The organism is Streptomyces sp. SAJ15 (genome assembly GCF_007595705.1).
Taxonomy (GTDB): domain Bacteria; phylum Actinomycetota; class Actinomycetes; order Streptomycetales; family Streptomycetaceae; genus Streptomyces.
In genome coordinates, this window is the sequence record NZ_NISY01000011.1 from 52366 (window position 1) to 73428 (window position 21063).

General features: G+C 72.2%; 11 protein-coding genes and 2 pseudogenes. 4 read left to right on the forward strand and 9 right to left on the reverse strand.

Annotated features, from left to right (window positions below; genetic code table 11):
* Positions 1 to 141: 141 nt before the first annotated feature.
* From pulA to CD790_RS24530, 7 genes and pseudogenes are all read right to left on the reverse strand, one after another.
* A complete protein-coding gene (gene pulA, locus CD790_RS24500; protein WP_144385500.1) occupies positions 142 to 2850 on the reverse strand; it encodes a pullulanase-type alpha-1,6-glucosidase in 2709 nt (902 codons plus the stop codon).
* A 546-nt stretch (positions 2851 to 3396) separates the two neighbouring features.
* A pseudogene (locus CD790_RS24505) lies at positions 3397 to 4779 on the reverse strand (alpha-amylase family protein); the annotation flags it as partial.
* Between the two features lie 334 nt (positions 4780 to 5113).
* The gene (locus CD790_RS24510; RefSeq protein ID WP_260867849.1) at positions 5114 to 6148 is read right to left on the reverse strand and encodes a LacI family DNA-binding transcriptional regulator; all 1035 of its coding nucleotides are present in this window, start codon (positions 6146 to 6148) and stop codon (positions 5114 to 5116) included.
* Positions 6136 to 7735: pseudogene (locus CD790_RS24515) on the reverse strand (glycoside hydrolase family 13 protein). Before CD790_RS24515 ends, CD790_RS24510 begins: the two are co-directional and overlap by 13 nt.
* Before the next feature lie 147 nt (positions 7736 to 7882).
* The gene (locus tag CD790_RS24520) at positions 7883 to 8737 is read right to left on the reverse strand and encodes a sugar ABC transporter permease (protein WP_144385503.1); all 855 of its coding nucleotides are present in this window, start codon (positions 8735 to 8737) and stop codon (positions 7883 to 7885) included.
* Between the two features lie 2 nt (positions 8738 to 8739).
* Entirely contained in the window at positions 8740 to 9774 is a 1035-nt protein-coding gene (locus tag CD790_RS24525) for a carbohydrate ABC transporter permease (protein ID WP_144385504.1), read from the reverse strand.
* A 16-nt stretch (positions 9775 to 9790) separates the two neighbouring features.
* Positions 9791 to 11068, reverse strand: coding sequence for an extracellular solute-binding protein (locus CD790_RS24530; RefSeq protein ID WP_144385505.1), 1278 nt, complete (start codon positions 11066 to 11068; stop codon positions 9791 to 9793).
* Positions 11069 to 11350: 282 nt separating this feature from the next.
* On the opposite strand from CD790_RS24530, the gene CD790_RS24535 reads away from it, so the two are divergent.
* The 3 genes from CD790_RS24535 to CD790_RS24545 are packed head-to-tail and all read left to right on the forward strand — an operon-like array spanning position 11351 to position 15324.
* On the forward strand, positions 11351 to 13093 hold the full coding sequence (locus tag CD790_RS24535) for a glycoside hydrolase family 13 protein (RefSeq protein ID WP_144385506.1): 1743 nt from the start codon (positions 11351 to 11353) through the stop codon (positions 13091 to 13093).
* A 25-nt stretch (positions 13094 to 13118) separates the two neighbouring features.
* A complete protein-coding gene (locus CD790_RS24540) occupies positions 13119 to 14249 on the forward strand; it encodes a LacI family DNA-binding transcriptional regulator (RefSeq protein WP_260867850.1) in 1131 nt (376 codons plus the stop codon).
* 34 nt (positions 14250 to 14283) lie between these two features.
* On the forward strand, positions 14284 to 15324 hold the full coding sequence (locus CD790_RS24545) for a phosphatase PAP2 family protein (protein WP_144385508.1): 1041 nt from the start codon (positions 14284 to 14286) through the stop codon (positions 15322 to 15324).
* A 49-nt stretch (positions 15325 to 15373) separates the two neighbouring features.
* Here CD790_RS24545 and CD790_RS24550 read toward each other — a convergent pair whose 3' ends face one another.
* Positions 15374 to 18664, reverse strand: coding sequence for a bifunctional [glutamine synthetase] adenylyltransferase/[glutamine synthetase]-adenylyl-L-tyrosine phosphorylase (locus CD790_RS24550; protein ID WP_144385509.1), 3291 nt, complete (start codon positions 18662 to 18664; stop codon positions 15374 to 15376).
* Between the two features lie 177 nt (positions 18665 to 18841).
* The gene (gene glnA / locus CD790_RS24555) at positions 18842 to 20206 is read right to left on the reverse strand and encodes a type I glutamate--ammonia ligase (protein WP_144385510.1); all 1365 of its coding nucleotides are present in this window, start codon (positions 20204 to 20206) and stop codon (positions 18842 to 18844) included.
* 236 nt (positions 20207 to 20442) lie between these two features.
* On the opposite strand from glnA, the gene CD790_RS24560 reads away from it, so the two are divergent.
* Positions 20443 to 21063 carry a hypothetical protein gene (locus CD790_RS24560; RefSeq protein ID WP_144385511.1) on the forward strand — a complete coding sequence of 207 codons (621 nt, stop codon included), beginning with the start codon at positions 20443 to 20445 and terminating at the stop codon, positions 21061 to 21063.

Here is a 21063-nt window from a genome sequence, read left to right on the forward strand (position 1 = left end):
CCGCCCATCTCCGCCGTGGAGGTCCTGGCCGTCGCGGCGGGATGTTCTCCCCCGACCCGCCCCTTCCCGAATCCGAGGGCTCTTGCCCCGAGCCCCCTTCACGAAACCGGGGCTCCCGCCCCGGTCCTCGGCGCGCTGTGGCTAGCTGCCCCGTGTGAACACCGCGACCGTGCGGGCCGGTACGGAGAAGGTTCCGGAGTCGGTGTCGTAGGACGCCGTCCTGACGACCTCGTCGGCGCCGCCGGACTGCACCCGGTGCAGGGCGTAACGGGTGCCGGCGAGGGCGGTGACCGTCTGGGTCTGGCGCTCGGGGGTGGCGTTGAAGACGACGACGAGGCGGCCGAGGCGCATGGTGATCACGCCCGCGGTCTCGTCCTTGCCGGAGAGGGGGAAGGACAGGGCGGACTGGACGCCGGCGGCCGTGGTCTGGCTGAAGGCCGGCTCGGTGGTGCGGATGCGCAACAGGTCACGGTAGGCGGCGGAGGCACCGCTGATCTCACGGCAGCCGGGCCGCAGCGCCGGGTCGGCCAGCAGCGGGGTCGCGTACTTCCACTTGGGCTTGTTGTCGGCGGCCGGCGGCAGCCCGCGGCCGAAGCCGTTGCCCGCCCGACAGTCCCAGTGGAGGGCGTTGAACCAGTCGCCGCTGTCGTAGGAGTTGCGGTCCAGTGACTTGGAGCGGAGCAGGTCGCTGCCGGCCTGGCTGAGCGTCGGGCCCTGGGAGAGGGTGGCGGTGGCCATGGCCAGGACCTGCATCCGGGCGCGGTCGCCCGGCGAGGTCCGCTGCGGGAGCTTGAACGCGAGCGCGTCGTAGAGGGACTCGTTGTCGTGGGCGTCGGCGTAGGCGAGCGCGTCGCCGGGTGCCGCCGCGTAGCCGGCCGGGGAGCCGTTGTAGTCGACCTCGGAGCCCTTGACGGTGCGACCGCGGGAGTCGGTGAAGGTGTAGGAGGCCAGGTTGCCGCTCAGACCCACCTTGATGAGGTCCTGGTCGTGCAGCAGCCGCGCGCGCTGGTCGGCCGGGGAGCCGTTGCCGGGCGCGTCGTTGGGGTCGGTGTACAGACCGGAGGCGAAGCCCTGGAGGCGCGGGTCCTCGTCGAAGGGGCCGCCGCCGCGCACCGCGTCGCGCGCCCGGTCGGAGAAGGTGGCGACGCCGGTCCCCGCCATGTTGCGCTGGGTGGCCTGCTCGAAGCGCGCGTCGCCCGCGACCTCGCCGAAGTCCCAGCCCTCCCCGTAGAGGACGATCTTCTTGCCGTCGACGCCGTCACGCTCCGGGGTGAGCGCGTCCAGCGCCTTCCGCACGGCCAGGATGTTGGCCTTCGGGTGGTGCCCCATGAGGTCGAAGCGGAAGCCGTCGACCTTGTACTGCCGGGCCCAGGTGACCACCGAGTCGACCACGAGCTTGCCCATCATCGCGTTCTCGGGGGCGGTGTTGGCGCAGCAGGTGGAGGTGGCGACGGAGCCGTCGGCGAGCAGCCGCTGGTAGTAGCCCGGCACGATCCGGTCCAGTACGGACTTCTCGTCCTGGCCGCTGGCGACGGTGTGGTTGTAGACGACGTCCATGACGGTGCGCAGCCCGGTGCCGTTGAGCCCCTGGACCATGCGGCGGAACTCCACCGTCCGCGCGGTGCCGTCGGGGTCGGTGGCGTAGGAGCCCTCCGGGACGGTGTAGTGCAGCGGGTCGTAGCCCCAGTTGTAGCCGTCCTTGGCGGCCGTCGCGGCCACGCACTCCTGTTGCCGCTCGGAGTCGGCCGGCGACGCCGCCAGGTCGCAGTCGGGTTCGGCCTGGTCGGCGCGGCGTTCGGGGATGGTGCCGATGTCGAAGGCCGGCAGCAGGTGGACGTAGGAGGTGCCGGAGGCGGCGAGCTTGCGCAGGTGCCGCGTCCCGTCGGAGGCGCGGTCGGTGAAGGCGAGGTAGCCGCCGGGGTGGCTGCTGGTGCGGTCCGCGATGGAGAAGTCGCGGATGTGCAGCTCCTGGATCTGGGCGTCGCGCAGCGGCACCGCCTTGGGCTTCCTCAGCCGCGACCAGCCCTTGGGGGCGAGCTTCGGGTCGTTCAGGTCGACGACCAGGCTGCGCGCGGAGTCGGCGGTCAGGGCGGTGGAGTAGGGGTCGGTGACCTTGTTGGTGACCACCCGCTGGACCGTCGGGGCGTAGACCCGGACCTGGTAACGGTAGGGCTTGCCCCTCCAGTCGCGCTGGCCGGTGACGCTCCACACCCCGCTGTCGGCCGCGCGGCGCATCGGGATCGTCCGCCCGTCGAGCTCCAGGGAGACACGCTGCGCGGTGGGCGCCCACACCGAGAGGGTGGGGCGGCCGTTCCGGAAGACCGGGCCGAGCTCGGCTCGGCGGGCGGCGCCGGCGTACAGGTCGTCCAGGACGCCGGGGATCTGTACGCCGGTGGCACGCAGCGGCTCACCGTCGGAGGCGCGACGCTGGACGGCGAGCACCTGGCCGCGCAGCGCCGTGGCGGCCAGGTCGCGGTCGCGCGGATCGACGGCGAAGGCCGGATAGTCCTTCAGGTGCGGGAACTTGGCCCGCTGCGCCTCGGTCAGCCGCGTCGGCGCCAGCCGCAGGGTGCCGCCCGCGCGGGCCCCCGTGTCGGCGTCGGCGGTCTCGCCGAGCGCGCCGCCGTCGGGCGCGTACCGCAGCTCTTCGGTGGTGTCGCCGCCGGTCGCGGTCTTCCAGACCACGGTGGAGCGGTCGATCCACTGCGCCTCGGCCGCCGTGGGGGTGACCGGTCCGGGGGCGGGGGGTGGCGCGGCCTGCGCGGGCGTCGCTGCGGGTACGGCCACCGCGCCCAGCATCAGGGCCAGGGCGACGGTGCCCCGGCGGAGGGTGCCTCTCACGACGGACATGACGGGATGGGCTCCTTCGGGAAGGGAGGAGTGGGGCCGCCCGGCGCGGCGGGGTTATGCGCCGGGCGGCCGGTACGGGGGGGTGCGTCCACCAGCCGTGCGGTGGTGCGGGCACCGGCCATGCGGTCTTGCGGTCCGCGGTCATGCGGTGGTGCGTGGCGCCCGCCCCGCGCGCCGGTACGGCGGTACGGGCACCAGTCCTGCGGTCCTGCGGTCTTGCGGTGGTGCGTGGCGCTCGCACCGCGCGCCGGTACGGCGGTACGGGCACCGGTCGTGCGGTGGTGCGTGCTGCGGGCGCCTGTCTTGCGGTCCTTCGGCCACGCGGTGGTGCGTGGCACCGGTCATGCGGTCCTGCGGTGGTACGTGGTGCGGGACCAGTCCCGCGGGTCGTGCGTGGCGCGGGCGCCGGTCCCGTGGTTCTGCCGTGGTGCGGGGTGCGGGCGCCGGTCCCGCGGTGGTGCGGGCCCGGCCGGGGTGGCCCGGCGTCCCGTGCCGGTGCGGCGGCTGGGCCGTACCGGCACGGGGGCACCGAGGCCGGTCGGATCAGCCGCAGCCGCGCGCGCCGACGTGCAGTGCCACCGCCGTGTTGGCGCCCAGGGTGGCGGTGAAGCGGCCTGAGCCGTCCACGGTCACCGGCCGGTTGGACTGCACGTCGCAGTAGCCGCCGGCCGGCAGCGAGGTCTGGAAGGTGCGGGTCAGCGCGGAAGTCTCGTGGTTGATGGCCACGTACGCCTTGTCCCCGCGCCCGAAGGCGATGGCGTCGGCGCCGTTGTCCCACCAGTCGGTGACCCCCTGACCGCGGGCCACGTTCCGGAAGGCGACCATCGAGGAGATCTCGGGCCAGGCGTGCTGGCACTTCCAGCCGTCCTGCCAGCAGGCGTTCACCGTGCCGCCGCCCGGCGGACCGGCGTCCTTGTCGGACCACTCGTAGCCCGAGTGGACGTCCGGGGCGCCGTAGGGCCAGGCGAGCATGAAGACGTTGGCGAGGGTGTAGTTCGCACCGTCCTTGTAGTTGAGGGTGTCGCCGCCGCGCTCGGTGTCGTGGTTGTCGACGAAGACGCCGGCCTTGGCGGAGGGCATGTAGGCCCAGCCCTCGCCGTAGTTCTTCAGGTAGGCGAGGTTCTCGTTGTTGAAGACCCGCTTGAGGTCGCGGGCGTAGCGGAACTCCTGGACGTCGCCGTTGCCGAGGTACTCGTCCGGCTGCACCGCCTCGCCCTGTCCGTGGATCGCCTCCTGCTTCCAGTAGACGTTCGGATTGGTGAGCTTGGCCTTGACGGCGGCGAGGTCGGCGGCGGGCATGTGCTTGGCGGCGTCGATGCGGAAGCCGTCCACGCCGAGCGAGAGCAGGTCGTTCATATAGCCGGCGAGCTTCGTGCGGACGTACTCCTCACCGGTGTCCAGGTCGGCGAGGCCGACGAGCTCGCAGTGCTGGACGTTGTACCGGTCGCGGTAGTTGTCGCCGATCTGCGAGGTGCAGTCGTCCATGTCCCAGCCCGCGTAGGTGCCGGGGTAGTCGTACTTCGTATACGGCGAGCCGCCGGTGCCGGTGCCGGATCCGGCCGCCATGTGGTTGATGACGGTGTCGGCGACGACCTTCACGCCCGCCTTGTGGCAGGTGTCCACCATGTTCTTGAAGGCGGTGCGGTCGCCCAGCCGGCCGGCGATCTTGTAGCTGACGGGCTGGTAGGAGGTCCACCACTGGGGACCCTGGATGTGCTCCTGCGGCGGCGAGACCTGGACGTAGCCGTAGCCCGCCGGGCCGAGGCTGTCGGTGCACGCCTTGGCTACGGAGGCGAAGCGCCATTCGAAGAGGACGGCGGTGACGTCCTTGGTGCCGGGCGGGGCCGCTTGCGCCTGGTGGGGCAGGGCAAGCACCGCCGTCGCACCCGCCGTGAGGGCGAGGGCGGCGGCAGCGGTTCTGCTGGCCATCGGTACTCCTGCATGGGGGAAGCTGTCGCTGATGAGATGAGCCTCATGCGGCAACGCGCCATGCCCGTAAGGCCACTGAAAGGTTTCCGAGGTCCTTCAGGTTCTTGCTGAAAGACGCCAGTCGCTTGCTGGCTACCGGACGGTACCTTTGACGTTCTCTTGGTGCAAGACCTTTCGCAAGGCATTGCGGCGGTGTTACGTTCTGCCGCAGACTCCGGTCCGGCCGGCCGGGGGTCCGGGTTCGGACCCCACGCGCCCGGCCGGCCGGACCGGTCCCTACGAGCCCGTGCGAGCCGCCCCGTGCGCGGGCGCCCGCACGGGCCCGCGGGCCGGGTCAGTTGCTCTGTCGCGGCTGCGCGGTCGAGCCCCGGACGACCAGGTCCGGCTGGAAGACGAACTCCGTCGGCGGCACGGGGTTGCCCTCGATCTCCTCCAACAGGGCGCCGACCGCCGCGGTGGCCATGGCCTGCACCGGCTGCCGGACCGTGGTCAGCGGCGGGTCGGTGAACGCGATCAGCGGCGAGTCGTCGAAGCCCACGACCGAGACGTCCCAGGGGACCTGGAGCCCCCGGCGGCGCGCCTCGCGGATCGCGCCCAGCGCCATCAGGTCGCTGCCGCAGACGATGCCGGTGCACCCGCGGTCGAGCAGCGCGCCCGCCGCCACCTGCCCGCCCTCGACGGTGAACAGGGTGTGCCGCACCAGATCGCCGGCCTCCTCGGCGGAGCGGCCCAACTCGGCGCCGAGCGCGGCGACGAAGCCCTCCGCCTTGCGCCGGGCCGGGACGTAGCGCGCCGGGCCGACCGCGAGCCCGATCCGCTCATGGCCGAGCGCGACCAGGTGGCGCACCGCCATCCGGGCCGCGGCCCGGTCGTCGGGGGAGACGAAGGGCGCCCGGATGTGCTCGCTGTAGCCGTTGATGAGCACGAACGGGACGCCCCGGGCGGACAGTTCGGCGTAGCGGGTGGGGTCGGCGGTGGTGTCGGCGTGCTGCCCGGACAGGAAGACGATGCCGGTGACGCCGCGCTCCTCCAGCTGCTCCACCAGCTCGTCCTCGGTGGCCCCGCCCGGCATCTCGGTGCACAGCACCGGGGTGTACCCGTGGCCCGCCAGCGTCTGCTCGATGACCTGCGCGAACGCCGGGAAGATGGGGTTGGTGAGCTCCGGGATCACCAACCCCACCAGTCCGGCGCTGCGCCGCCGCAGCCGCACCGGGCGCTCGTAGCCCAGCACGTCGAGGGCGGCCAGCACCCGCTGCCGGGTGCTGCCCGCCACGCCCGCCTTGCCGTTGAGCACCCGGCTGACGGTGGCCTCGCTGACCGAGGCCTGGGCCGCGATGTCCGCGAGCCGCGGAGTGGTCACGCCGCCCACCAGACCGCGGTGTCCGCGGGCAGCTCGTAGGTGTCGCCGTCGGCCTCCGGCGCCGGCCCGCTGGTCAGCAGCGTCCGGCCGGGCGCCGGGATCCGCACCGGCCGGCCGGTGGTGTTGACGGTGCAGACGAAGTCCTCGCGACGGAAGGCGAGCACGCCCTCGGGGGCCTCCAGCCACTCCACCGACTCCCCCGCGCCCAGGGCCGGGTGCTCGCGCCGCAGCGCGATGGCGGAGCGGTAGAGCTCCAGGGTGGAGCTCGGGTCGCCGGTCTGGGCCTCGACGCTGAGCGCGGCCCAGCCGTCTCGTGCCCGACCACGGGATCGGCACCCGGCAGCCGTCGCGCAGCCCCTCCTGCCCGGACTCCCGGAAGAAGGACGGGTCCTGGCGGACCTCGTCGGGCAGGTCGACGACCTCGGGAAGGCCGAGCTCCTCGCCCTGGTAGATGTAGGTGGAGCCGGGCAGCGCCAGCATCAGCAGCGCCGCCGCCCGGGCCCGCCGCAGCCCCTGCTCCGGGCTCTCCTCCGCGTAGCGCGTGGTGTGCCGCACCACATCGTGGTTGGACAGCACCCACGTCGTCGGCGCCCCGACCGGAAGCATCGCCTCCAGGGACTCGTCGATGACCTCGCGCATCTTCTTCGCCTCCCAGGGGGTGCCCAGGAAGTGGAAGTTGAACGCCTGGTGCAGCTCGTCCGAGCGCAGGTAGAGCGCGGTGCGGTCGGCGCTGGGGGTCCATGCCTCGGCGACGCCGATCCGGTCCCCGGCGTACTCGTCGAGGACGGTGCGCCAGGAACGGTAGATCTCGTGCACCCCGTCCTGGTCGAAGAACGGCATGGGCTGGTTGCCCAGCAGCTTCAGCTGCTCGTTGTGCCCGAGGTCCGGCAGCCCGGCGGCCTTGACCAGGCCGTGCGCGACGTCGATCCGGAACCCGTCCACGCCCAGGTCCAGCCAGAACCGCAGGATCGAGCGGAACTCGTCGTGTACGGCGGGGTGCTCCCAGTTGAAGTCCGGCTGCTCCGGGGCGAACAGGTGCAGGTACCAGTCGCCGGGGGTGCCGTCCGGGTTGACGGTGCGGGTCCAGGCCGGGCCGCCGAAGAGCGACTCCCAGTCGTTCGGCGGCAGCTCCCCGTCCGCGCCCTTGCCGGGGCGGAAGTGGAAGCGCTCGCGCAGCGCGGAGCCGGGGCCCTCGCGCAGCGCCTGGACGAACCACGCGTGCTGGTCGGAGCAGTGGTTGGGCACCAGGTCCACGATGATCCGCATGCCCAGCCGGTGCGCCTCGCGGATCACGGCGTCGGCGTCGAGCAGGGTGCCGAACATCGGGTCGATGGCCCGGTAGTCGGCGACGTCATAGCCCGCGTCGGCCTGCGGGGAGGCGTAGAAGGGGCTGAGCCAGACGGCGTCGACGCCGAGGTCCTTCAGATAGGGCAGCCGGCTGCGCACGCCTTCGAGGTCGCCCATGCCGTCGCCGTTGCCGTCGGCGAAGCTGCGCGGATAGACCTGGTAGATCACCGCGTCGCGCCACCAGCCCGGTCTGCCGGCCGTGGCGACGGTGGCCGTGCCGGTGGTGGGGTCAGCGAGGTGCTGCGTCATGGCTTCCTTGGTGTCGTTGAGTGAGTTGCGGTCGGCTCGGGGGCGTCCGGCCGTCGGTCGAACGCCCGGGGCGCCGGACGGGCTGGGTGTGCCGGACGACGCCGGCGCGCCGGAGGTGACGTCGGCGCGTCGGCGTCGAGCCGGGTGTCAGGACTTGGTCGCGCCCGCCGTCAGTCCGGCCACCAGATGGCGCTGCGCCCAGGAGAAGACCAGTGCCGCGGGGATGGCGATCATGACGGCGGCGGCCGTCATCGCGCCCCAGTCGGAGCTGTACTGGTTGACGAAGGTCTGCAGGCCGGCGGCGAGGGTGAGGTTCTCCTCGCCGGTCATGAACGCGGAGGCGTAGGCGACCTCGGCCCAGGCGGTGATGAAGGTGTAGAAGGCGGTCACCGCCAGGCCCGGCCGGGCCAGCGGGACGATCAGCCGCCAGAAGGTGCCGAAGGGGTTGAGGCCGTCCACCCGGCCGGACTCGTCGATCTCCACCGGGATGGTGTCGAAGAAGCCCTTCATCATCCAGGCGCAGAACGGCACGGCGACCGTGAGGTAGGTGACGATCAGCGAGATCGGCTGGTTGAGCCAGCCGAGCGTCGACATGATGTTGTACAGCGGCACGATGAGGATGGCCACCGGGAACATCTGGGTGAGCAGCAGCAGCCACATCAGCGGGCGCATGCCGGGGAAGCGGAAGCGGCTGACGGCGTAGCCGGTGGTGGCGGCGACGAAGACGCCGAGGACCGTGGTGATGGCCACGACGAAGAGCGAGTTGCCGAACCAGGTCAGGAACTCGGTGTCGTTCAGGACGTGGTCGTAGTTCTCCAGGGTCGGGTTCTTGACCACGTCGGTGCTGAACGACTCGCTCTTGGGCTTGAGCGAGGTGACCAGCAGCCACAGCGGCGGGAAGACCGCGACGGCGGAGGCGATCAGCAGCGTGAGGTGGAGCCCGACGGAGGCGAGCGGGGAGCGCTGGTCGCGCTGGCGGGGGCGGGTCGTGCGTGCGGCCATGGCTACCACACCTCTCCCTGCTTGCGGAGCGAACGGCGGTAGACCACCGCGAAGAGCAGAAGGATGAGCAGGATGAGGACGCCCCAGGCGGAGGCGCCGGCGAAGTCGCGGGGGCTGTTGACGAAGGACAGCCGGTACGCGTACGTCACCAGGATCTCCGTGCTGTCCCCGGGCCCGCCGCGGGTGAGCAGGAAGATCACCGGGAACATGTTGAAGGTCCAGATGGTGGAGAGCAGGATGACGGTACTGCTCACCGAGCGCAGCCCGGGCATGGTGATGTGCCGGAACCGCTGCCAGGGACTCGCGCCGTCCATCTCGGCGGCCTCGTAGAGCTCGCCGGGGATGGACTGGAGCCCGCCCAGCAGGGCGACCAGCATGAACGGCACGCCGAGCCAGACGTTGACGGCGATCACCGAGACCTTGGCCATGGTCGGGTCGTTCAGCCACGGCACGGCGTCGATGCCGCCACCCTCGAGGATCTTGTTGAGGATGCCGTTCTTCTCGTTGTAGAGGAGTCGCCAGGCGAAGACCGAGACGAAGGCGGGGACCGCCCAGGGCAGGATCAGCAGCGAGCGGTAGAGGGTGCGGCCGGCGAACTTGCGGTTGAGCATGACCGCGAGTCCGAGGCCGAGGCCGAAGGAGAGCGCCACACAGCTGACGGTCCAGGTCACCGTCCAGCCGAGGCGGTCCCAGAAGAGGCCGTCCTTCAGGATGGCGGTGAAGTTGTCCAGGCCGACGAAGTCGTAGGTGGCCGGGATGTGGTTGACGCCGATGGTGCGCTCGACGTTGGCCTCGTTGGCGTCGGTCAGCGACAGGTAGACGCCGCGGACCAGCGGATAACCGATGATCACGCCGATCACGATCACCACGGGGGCGACCATGGCCCAGGCGTACCAGTGGGTGGTCAGGGCGCGGCGGATCCGGCCGGGCGCGCCGGCGGACCGGGAAGCGTGCTTGTCAGTCCCGCGGCCCCGGCCGGGGGCGTCCTTCTCGACGCCCCCGGCCGGTCCCGCCGACTGCCTGGTCTCGACAGTCATCGGTTACGTCCCGCCCCTACTTCCAGTCGTCCTTGAGGAGCTTGCGGTAGGCGTCGCCGACCGACTCGGCCGCGTCCTCAGGGGAGGTCTTGCCGGTCACCACGCCCGGGAACTCGACGAGGATCGCCTGGAAGAGGCTGTTGCCCTCGGGGATCCAGGGACGCTCGACGGCCTTGTCGACGGCGGCCTTGAAGAACTTGACGTTCGGGTTCTCGGCGACCGACTTCTGCTCGTAGACGGAGGTCCGGGTGGGCAGCAGGCTGAGCGCCTCGGTGGTCTTGGCCTGCACCTCGGCGGAGCTCATGTACTTCGCGAAGAGGTAGGAGGCGTCCAGGTTCTTGGAGCCGGCGTAGACGGTGAGGTTCTGGCCGCCCTGCGGGGCGCCCTGGCCGGCGCTGCCCGCCGGGACGGGGACGACGCCGAGGTTGTCGCGGTCCTTGAACGCCTTGCCGGACAGGGTGTCCTCGATCGCCCACGGTCCGTTGACCGTCATCGCGACGTCGCCGTTCTTGATGGCGTTCTGCATGTTGTTCCAGCCGTCGGTGGCGTCGGTGACCGCCGCGCCCGACTTGACCAGGTCGCGGGCGGCGGCGAACGCCTTGACGCCCGGCTCCTCGTCGACCGTGACCTTCTTGTTCTTCGTGTCGAGCAGGTCGCCGCCCTCGCCGTAGATGAAGGGCAGGTACCAGTAGGCGTCGTCGCCGCGCAGGTAGAGGCCGGTCTTGCCGGTCTTCTCCTTGATCTTCTTGGCGGCGTCCTTGAGCTCGGTGAGCGAGGTCGGCGGCTCGACCCCGGCGTCCTTCAGCAGCTTCTTGTTGTAGAAGAGGCCGAGGGTGTCGATCACCTGCGGCACGGCGTAGGTCTTGCCGTTGAACTTGGTGGAGGCGGCGGCCTTGGGGAGGTAGTCCTTCTCGTTGTCGAGGGCCGGGGTGCCGTCCAGCGGGGCCAGGTAGCCGATGTTGGCGAGGTCCTGGGTCCAGGCGACCTCGGCGCGCAGCACGTCGGGGGCGCCGGAGCCCCCGGAGCCGGCGGCGTTCTTGAACTTGTTCAGCGCCTCACCGAACGGCACGTTGACGTACTTGACCTTCACCTTCGGGTACTTCTCGGTGAAGGCCTCGGCGAGCTTCTTGTACGTGGCCTTCTCAGCGTCGTTCGAGGTGTCCCAGTACGTCACCGTGCCGGAGATGTCGCCGGGGGCCTTCTTGCCGCTGTCGTCACTGTCGCTTCCGCCGCAGGCGGTCGCGGCGAGTGCCATCGCCGCGACGAGCGCAGTGGCCGCTATGCCACGTCGCATGTGAACTCCTTCAAAGCCGGCCGCGCCATCGCGGCGCCGGGTTGTCGAGGAACGTAACAGGGATGCAAAGGACTCGAAAGAGCTTGCGGCAAATTTCTGCAAGGGCCGGGGATCGTTACATCCGCGTGTCCTGGCAGTTGCCGATGATGCCCTTGACACGGACGGGACGGTGGCACACTGAGGCGCCCCGGCAACTCTGCAAGCCTTTTGCAAGGCATTGCAGGGCTGTTACGTTCCATGACGTTCCAGGCAATGCTGCCGAGACCGACAGGGATCGCTCACATGACCCAGGAGCTCACGACCTCGGCGCGCGCCGCCGCGCGCGCCGCCGCCCCCGCCCGGGCCCCTCAGCCGTCGACCGGCCTCGACGACTCCCCTCGGCCGGCCCGCCCCCCGGAGCCCACCGATGCCGGCTGGTGGCGCGACGCCGTCATCTACCAGGTGTACGTCCGCTCCTTCGCCGACAGCGACGGCGACGGGGTGGGCGATCTGCGCGGCGTCCGCGAGCGACTGCCGCACCTGGCCCGGCTCGGGGTGGACGCCGTCTGGCTCACCCCCTTCTACGCCTCGCCCCAGGCCGACGGCGGCTACGACGTGGCGGACTACCGCGCCGTGGATCCGCTCTTCGGCGACCTGTCCGACGCCGACGCCCTGGTGCGCGCCGCGCACCGGCTCGGGCTGCGGGTCATCGTCGACATCGTCCCCAACCACACCTCGGACCGGCACCCCTGGTTCACGGCCGCGCTCGCCGCGGAGCCGGGCTCGGCGGCCCGGGCGCGCTACCACTTCCGCCCCGGCCGGGGCGGGGACGGCGCGCTGCCGCCGAACGACTGGGAGTCGGTCTTCGGCGGCCCCGCGTGGACCCGCACCGAGAACCCCGACGGGACCCCCGGCGACTGGTACCTCCATCTGTTCGCCCCCGAGCAACCGGACCTCAACTGGGACTGCCCGGAGGTCGTCGAGGAGTTCGACTCGGTGCTCCGGTTCTGGCTGGACCTGGGCGTGGACGGGTTCCGGATCGACGTCGCGCACGGCATGGTCAAGGCCGCCGGGCTGCCCGACATCGGCCACAAGGAGCAGGCCAAGCTGATCGGCGCCCAGGTGCTGCCCTTCTTCGACCAGGACGGGGTGCACGAGATCCATCGCTCCTGGCGACGGCTGCTGGACTCCTACGACGGGGACCGGATCGGCGTGGCCGAGGCCTGGGCGCCCAGCGCGGAGCGGCTCGCCCTGTACGTCCGGCCCGACGAGCTGCACCAGGCGTTCAACTTCCACTTCCTGCGCTGCCCGTGGGACGCGGCCGCCATGCGCTCCGTCATCGACGAGTCGCTGGGCGCGACCGCGTCCGTGGGGGCGCCGACGACATGGGTGCTGTCCAACCACGATGTGGTGCGGCACACCACGCGCTACGCGGAGGAGAGCCCGGAGCAGGGGCTGCGGCGGGCCCGGGCGGCGGCGCTGCTGATGCTGGCGCTGCCCGGCTCCACCTACATCTACCAGGGCGAGGAGCTCGGCCTTCCCGAGGTCGTCGACCTGCCCGACGAGGTCCGCCAGGACCCGGCGTTCTTCCGCTCCTTCACCGAGGACGGCCAGTCCGGGCAGGACGGCTTCCGCGACGGCTGCCGGGTGCCGATCCCCTGGTCGGGCAGCGAGGCCCCGTACGGCTTCGGCCCGGTCGCCGGCGGCCCGAGCTGGCTGCCGCAGCCCGACGGCTGGGCCGCGCTCAGCGTCGAGGCCCAGACCGGCGACCCGAGCTCCACCCTGGAGCTCTACCGCTCCGCCATCGCGCTGCGGCGCCGGCTGCCGGGGCTGGGCGACGGGACGATGGCGTGGCTGGACGGGCCGGCCGCGCCGGAGGGCGTGCTGGCACTCTCCCGGCCCGGCTTCGTCTGCACCCTGAACACCCTGGGCCACCCCGTCGAGATGCCCGCGCCGGGCCGCCCCGTACTGTCCTCGGCGCCGGCGGAGTTCGAAGGCCGTTCCGTCCGCATTCCCGCTGATTGCTGCGTGTGGTGGGCAATCTGACATGCGACCGGTACAGTCCAATCCCATGACCGCACGGCTTGCCGACATCGCAGCCCAGGCGGGGGTCAGCGAAGCCACAGTCAGCCGCGTGCTCAACGGCAAGCCGGGAGTGGCCGCGGCCACCCGCGAATCCGTGCTGGCCGCGCTCGACGTGCTGGGCTACGAACGGCCGGTGCGGCTGCGGCAGCGCAGCGCGGGACTGGTCGGGCTGATCACCCCGGAGCTGGAGAACCCCATCTTTCCGGCGCTGGCGCAGGTCATCGGGCAGGCGCTGACGCGCCAGGGGTACACCCCGGTGCTGGCCACCCAGACCCCCGGCGGCTCCACCGAGGACGAGCTGACCGAGATGCTGGTGGACCGGGGAGTGGCCGGGATCATCTTCGTCTCCGGGCTGCACGCCGACACCAGCGCCGATATGCAGCGCTATGACCAGCTGCGCGGGCAGGGCGTGCCGTTCGTGCTCGTGGACGGCTTCTCGCCCAAGGTGCGGGCCCCCTTCATCTCCCCCGACGACCGGGCGGCGATGCTGCTGGCGGTCACCCACCTCGTCTCGCTGGGCCACAGCCGGATCGGGCTGGCGCTGGGCCCCAAGCGGTTCGTGCCGGTGCTGCGGAAGATCGAGGGGTTCCAGCGCGGCATGCGGGAGCAGCTGGGGCTGACGGCCCGGCAGTCCGAGGAGCTCATCCAGCACTCCCTCTACACGCTGGAGGGCGGCCAGGCGGCGGCGACCGCGCTGATAGAGCGCGGCTGTACCGCGATCATCTGCGCCAGCGACATGATGGCACTGGGTGCCATCCGGGCCGCCCGGCAGCAGGGGCTCGCGGTCCCGCGGGACATCTCCGTCGTCGGCTTCGACGACTCTCCCCTCATAGCGTTCACCGATCCGCCGCTGACCACCATTCGGAAGCCGGTGCAGCCGATGGGACAGGCGGCGGTGCGGGCGCTGCTGGAGGAGATCGGGGGCACCCCCGCCCCGCACAGCGAATTCGTCTTCCTGCCCGAGCTGGTGGTGCGCGGCTCCACCGCCTCGGCCCAGCGGAGCGCCCCCGGCGGGGAACCGAACGCGTCTGGTGGGGCCCCCGAGGACGGCCCCACCAGACGGGCCGACACCCCGCCGAAGTCGGGCAGAAGCGACGAAGACCGTACCTCCGGATGATCCGGCAGAGCCAGGTCTGGCAGACTGTTGCCCTATGGGTGACGTGACTGTGAGGACCCTGGAAGGACGGACGGCCACCCCCTCACCCATCGAGGAGGCCGAAGACCGCCCGGCGGTGCGTCATACCCTGCTGGCCCGGCTGCGGACCCCACGCAGACCGCGACTGTGGTTCGAGATCCTGCTCATCGCCGTCAGCTACTGGACGTACTCCCTGATCCGCAACGCGGTGCCGGAGCAGCGCGCGGCCGCGATGCGGAACGCCGACTGGATCTGGGACTGGGAGCACCGGCTCGGTCTGGCCTTCGAGCGCTCCGTCAACCACGCCGCCGACTCGGTCGACTGGCTCATCGTCGGCATGAACTACTACTACGCGACGCTGCACTTCATCGTCACCATCGGCGTCCTGGTGTGGCTCTACCGCTGGCATCCAGGGCGGTATGCGGCGATTCGCCTGATCCTCTTCGCCACCACGGGCGTCGCTCTGCTCGGCTACTACCTCTTCCCGCTCGCCCCTCCGCGTCTGATGACCGGCGGGGATTTCATCGACACGGTCGTGGTGCACCACACCTGGGGCTCGATGGCCTCGGGCAACCTGGCCGACATGTCCAACCAGTACGCGGCGATGCCGTCGATGCACATCGGCTGGTCGCTGTGGTGCGGCGTCACCATCGCCGTGCTGGCCCGCCCGGTGTGGGTGAAGACGCTGGGGCTGCTCTACCCGGTGGCGACGCTCGTCGTCATCGTCGCCACCGCCAACCACTTCTGGCTGGACGCGGTCGGCGGCGCGCTCTGCCTGAGCTTCGGTTTCACGCTGTCGTACGCGTGGTACGGGGCGCTGGCGCACCGACTGCCGAAGCGGGTGGCGGTGGCCGGGCCGGAGCCGACGAGCGAGCCGGAGCCGACGAGGGAGCCGGAGCCGACGAGGGAGCCAGGGGCAGCCGCGGCGGGGCGGCCGACCGCGGTGCGGGAGCGCTCCCACACCGAGCCGGGACGGCCGGCGCCCCAGCCGGTCGACGCCGGGACCGTGCCGTCCCCGCCCGCGGCCCCCGCCCGGGCCGAACGGGTCCAGCCCTGACCCTCGGCGGGTCCTCCGAGCGCGGCTCGGGGTCGGCTCGGGTGCCCGCTCAGGCTCCGTAGAAGAGCCGCTCCACCACCCGGCGCGCGCGCCGGGTGGTGCGGCGGTAGTCGTCCACCATCTCGCCGATGTGCCCCGGTTCGTACCCCAGATAGCGCCCGACCGCGGCCAGCTCGCGCGCTTCGCCGGGGAAGGTGTCGCCGGGGCGGCCGCGCACCAGCATCACCGCGTTGCGCACGCGGGTGGCCAGCAGCCACGCCTCGTCCAGCGTCTGCGCGTCCTCGGTGGTGATCAGCTCGGCCGCCTGCGCGGCGGCCAGCGCCTCGCGGGTGCGGGTGGTGCGCAGGCCGGGCTCGGCCCAGCCGTGCCGCATCTGGAGCAGCTGCACGGTCCACTCGATGTCGCTGAGTCCGCCCCGGCCCAGCTTGGTGTGGGTGGTCGGGTCGGCGCCGCGGGGCAACCGCTCGGACTCCATCCGCGCCTTGAGCCGCCGGATCTCGCGCACCGCGTCCTCGCCGAGGCCCTCGGCCGGGTAGCGCAGCGGGGCGATGAGCTCGATGAAGCGGGCGCCCAGCTCCGGGTCGCCCGACACCGGCTCGGCACGCAGCAGCGCCTGGCTCTCCCAGACCAGCGACCAGCGCCGGTAGTACGCCGCGTACGAGGCCAGCGTCCGCACCAGCGGCCCGGACTTGCCCTCGGGCCGCAGATCGGCGTCGATGAGCAGCGGCGGATCCGCCGTGGGAAGCTGGAGGAGCCGTCGCATCTCGTTGGCGACGGCGAAGGCGGCGCGGGACGCCTCCTGCTCGTCGACGCCCTCGCGCGGCTCGTGGACGAAGAGCACATCGGCGTCCGAGCCGTAGCCCAGCTCGTGTCCGCCGAACCGACCCATTCCGATCACCGCGAAGCGGGTGGGCAGCTCATCGCCCCAGGTGTCCCGCACCGCCGCCCGCAGGGCGCCCGCCAGGGTGGCCGCGTTGATGTCGGTGAGGGCCTCGCCGATCCGGTCGACGGTCGCGCCGAGGTCGTCGTGGTCGGCGGGGGCGGGGGCCGCGCCGACGCCCGGGCCCGCGGGGAGCCCCTGTCCCCGCCCGTTGCGCGGGGCCGTGCCGGAGGCTCCGGATCCGTTGCGCCGCAGGGCCGCCCCGGCGGCCGCCCCCTTGCCGGCGCGGCTCGGGAAGCCGCCCGGGCCGCCGGCGTCGCCGTCGCGTCGCCCGCCGTCGCCCTGGAGGCCGGGGGCGCCCGCCGGAGCGCCACCGTTGCGATAGGCGCCGATGAGGTCGGCGGCGGCGGTGCGGAACAGCTCCCGGCGGCGTACGCCCCGGGCGGCGGCCACGGCCTGTTCGCCGCCGTCCGCACGGCCGACGGCGGCGAGGATCTCCTGCTCCAGTGCGGCGCGGCCGCGCGGCCGCAGCCCTTCCGGATCGCCCAGGATGGCGACCGCCTCGGGGGCGCGCAGCAGCAGGTCGGGGGCGAGCCGCCCGGCGGACAGCACCCGGGCGAGGTTCTCCGCCGCCGCGCCCTCGTCCCGGAGCAGTCGCAGGTACCAGGGCGTCTTGCCCAGCGCGTCGGAGACCTTGCGGAAGTTGAGCAGCCCGGCGTCCGGGTCGGCGGAGTCGGCGAACCAGCCCAGCAGCACCGGCAGCAGGGTGCGCTGGATGGCGGCCTTGCGGGTCACGCCGGAGGCGAGGGCCTCCAGGTGGCGCAGCGCGGCGGCCGGGTCGGCGTAGCCGAGCGCCTCGAGCCGCTGGCCGGCGGCCTTGGTGGAGAGCCGCGCGGCGCCCGGCTCCAGCTGGGCGAAGGCGTCCAGCAGCGGCCGGTAGAAGAGCTTCTCGTGCAGCCGGCGCACCTCGCGAGCGTGCTGCCGCCACTCCTTGCCCAGCTCGGTGACGGGTTCGGTGCGGAAGCCGAGCGAGCGGCCCAGCCGGCGCAGGTCGGCCTCGTACTCGGGGACCAGGTGGGTGCGCCGCAGCTTGTACAGCTGGATGCGGTGCTCCATGGAGCGCAGGAAGCGGTAGGCGTCGTTCAGCGCGGCCGCGTCGGCGCGCCCCACATAGCCACCCGCCGCCAGCGCGGCGAGCGCGCCGAGGGTGGAGCCGCCGCGCAGCGTCGGGTCGGTGCGGCCGTGCACCAGTTGCAGCAGCTGGACGGCGAACTCGACATCGCGCAGCCCGCCCGGGCCCAGCTTCAGCTCGCGGTCGACCTCGGCGACGGGGATGTTCGCCACCACGCGGCGGCGCATCTGCTGGACGTCGGGGACGAAGTTCTCCCGGTCGGCGGCCTGCCAGACCAGCGGTGCCACGGCGTCGACGTACGCCGCGCCCAGGTCGGGGTCGCCGGCCACCGGGCGGGCCTTCAGCAACGCCTGGAACTCCCAGGTCTTGGCCCAGCGTTGGTAGTAGGCGAGATGGCTGGACAGGGTCCGCACCAGCGGGCCGTTGCGGCCCTCCGGGCGGAGGTTGGCGTCCACCGGCCAGATGGTGCCCTCGACGGTGACGTCCGAGCACAGCCGCATCATCCGGGCGGCGAGCCGAGTGGCGGCGCGCAGTGCCGTGGCCTCGTCGACGGCTCCCTCCCCGCCGCCCGCGCCGTCGCCGGGGGCCGGCTCCGCCACGAAGATGACGTCCACGTCGGAGACGTAATTGAGCTCGTGGCCGCCGCACTTGCCCATCCCGATGACGGCCAGCCGACAGGCCGCCGCGTCGTCGGGCGCCTCCTCGGCCGCTATCCGCAGCGCGGCCCGCAGGGTGGCGGTGGCCAGGTCGGCGAGTTCGGCGGCGTTCTGGGCGATGTCGACGGTGCCGCACACATCGCGGGCGGCGATCCCGAGCAACGCCCGCCGGTAGGCGGCGCGCAGCGCGTCGGCCCGCGGTCGCTCCGCACCCGGCCCGCTCCACACCCCCTCCCGCAGCGCCCGCTCGAATTCGGCCGTACCGGGGTTGAGGTCGGCCGACTCGTACGTCGCCAGCGACTGCCAGTCGTGTGGATGCCGCGCGAGGTGGTCGCCGAGCGCCTCCGAGGCGCCCAACACCCCCAACAGCCGGTCCCGTAGCGGCTTGGCGGCGACCAGCGTGCTCAGCAGCGCCTGCCGCGAACCGTCCGCCGCCTCGCCGGTGGCGCCGCCGGCGCCGGCGCCTCCTTCGGGCAGCGCCTCCACCAGCCGCACCAGTCCGCGCAGCGCCAGATCGGGATCGGCCGTCGCGCCGAGCGCGTCGAGCACCACCGGATCGCCCTGTACGCAGGCCAGCGCGGGCAGGTCGAGCAGGCGCTCGGCGGCGGCGGGGTCGGTGAACCCGTACCGCAGGAGCCGCCCGAACCTGCTGTCCCGTCTCCCGTGCAGCACGGCATACCGCCTCTCGACCGCTGCCCTGATCACCGTGGACGTCGTGACCGCGATGGATCCCTCATGACCGTTTCCGCGAGGCGAGCCCAGCCCCCGCCCACCGCCGCGGAAACGCACACCTCCACGCTACGCCGGGGGTCCGCCGCCACCGGCACCGGACCCGCGGCCGCGGAGGAACTAGAGCGCCGGCAGGTTCTTCCGCAGCTCGTACGGGGTCACCTCGGAGCGGTACTCCTCCCACTCCTGCTTCTTGTTGCGCAGGAAGAAGTCGAAGACGTGCTCGCCGAGGGTCTCGGCGACCAGTTCGCTGCGCTCCATCAGGGCGATGGCCTCGCCGAGGTTCTGCGGGAGCGGCTCGATGCCCATGGAGCGGCGCTCGGCGTCGGAGAGCGCCCAGACGTCGTCATCGGCGCCGGCGGGGAGCTCGTAGCCCTCCTCGATGCCCTTGAGGCCCGCCGCGAGGAGCACGGCGTAGGCGAGGTAGGGGTTGGCGCCGGAGTCGAGGGAGCGGACCTCCACCCGGGTGGAGCCGGTCTTGCCGGGCTTGTAGAGCGGCACCCGGACCAGCGCGGAGCGGTTGTTGTGGCCCCAGCAGATGTACGAGGGGGCCTCGCCGCCGGCGCCCGCGGTACGGCCCTGGGCGATGCCCCAGATCCGCTTGTAGGAGTTGACCCACTGGTTGGTGACGGCCGAGACCTCGGAGGCGTGCCGCAGCAGGCCGGCGATGAAGGAGCGGCCGACCTTGGAGAGCTGGAACTCGGCGCCGGACTCGTAGAAGGCGTTGCGGTCCCCCTCGAACAGGGAGAGGTGGGTGTGCATGCCGGAGCCGGGGTACTCGGAGAACGGCTTGGGCATGAAGGTGGCCTGGACCCCCTGCTCCAGCGCGACCTGCTTCATCACCACCCGGAAGGTCATGATGTTGTCGGCCGTGGAGAGCGCGTCGGCGTAGCGAAGGTCGATCTCCTGCTGGCCCGGGGCGCCCTCGTGGTGCGAGAACTCCACCGAGATGCCCATGGATTCGAGCATGGTGATCGCCTGGCGGCGGAAGTCCATGCCGACGTTCTGCGGGGTGTGGTCGAAGTAGCCGGAGGAGTCGGCCGGGATCGGCCGGGTGCCGTCCACCGGCTTGTCCTTGAGCAGGAAGAACTCGATCTCGGGGTGGGTGTAGAAGGTGAACCCGAGGTCGGAGGTCTTGGCCAGGATCCGCTTGAGCACATAGCGCGGATCGGCGTACGAGGGGGAGCCGTCCGGCATCAGGATGTCGCAGAACATACGGGCGGTTCCGGGGGCTTCGGCGCGCCACGGCAGGATCTGGAAGGTGCTGGGATCCGGCTTGGCGATCATGTCGGATTCATACACCCGCGCGAATCCCTCGATCGCGGACCCGTCGAACCCGATGCCCTCGTCAAAGGCCTGCTCCAGCTCGGCGGGGGCCACCGCGACGGACTTCAGGAAGCCGAGGACGTCGGCGAACCACAGCCGCACGAACCGGATGTCGCGCTCTTCGAGCGTACGGAGCACGAACTCCTGCTGCTTATCCATGGTCCCCTATCCTTGCAGGTCAGACAGCTCTTTCGGTGGGCGCGAGGGCGCCGCCGGGCCCCCAGTATCACGCGACGCGGTTTCGGATGCGTTTCGTGCCAACTCTTTACCTGCCCCCGTGATGTAAGCATCGTACGTTCGCACGGAGCGGAGCGATCCGGCCAGCGCGGCGGCAATACCCCGTCGGGGTACTCTTTCGCGGAGGGAAGCCGGAAGGGCAGCCGGGAGGGAGACCGATGCCGCGCGCACCGCAGTCGCCGACCGCCGCCTGGGGCGGCCGTCTGGTGCTGCTCGCCGCGCTGCTCTTCGGCATCGTCACCATGCACACGCTCGGGCACCCGACGGGGCACGGCAGCGGCGGGCGGGACGGCTCCCACACGGCCGCCGCGCACCATGGAGACCGCGCCGTGAATGTGAGGACGGCCGGGGAGGACGTCGGTCGGACGGCTGGGGTGGCCGCCGCCGCGGACGACCCGCACGCCCAGCATCCCCCGCACCTCCGGGCCGCCGCGCATCCGCCGCATGCCCAGCACCCCGCGCACGCCGCGCATGGCTCGCACGCCGCGCAGGGCTCGGGTGGCTCGGATGGCTCGCTCGCCGTGGATTCCGCGGGCGCCTCATACGATCCCAGCGCCTCCGTCGACGGGCCCGGGCTCGGCGGTCTCCACCCCCTCTCGGTCTGTCTGGCGGTGCTCGTCACCTGGTCGGCGGCGCTGCTCGCGGTGCGTCTGCTGCGGCTCGCCCGGCGGCTCGCCGTCACCGCGCCCGGCGCCCTCCGGGCCTCCCTGCCCCACGCCCTGTGGCCCCCGCCGCCGCGCGGAACGAGACTCACCCAGCTGTCGGTGCTGCGCGTATAG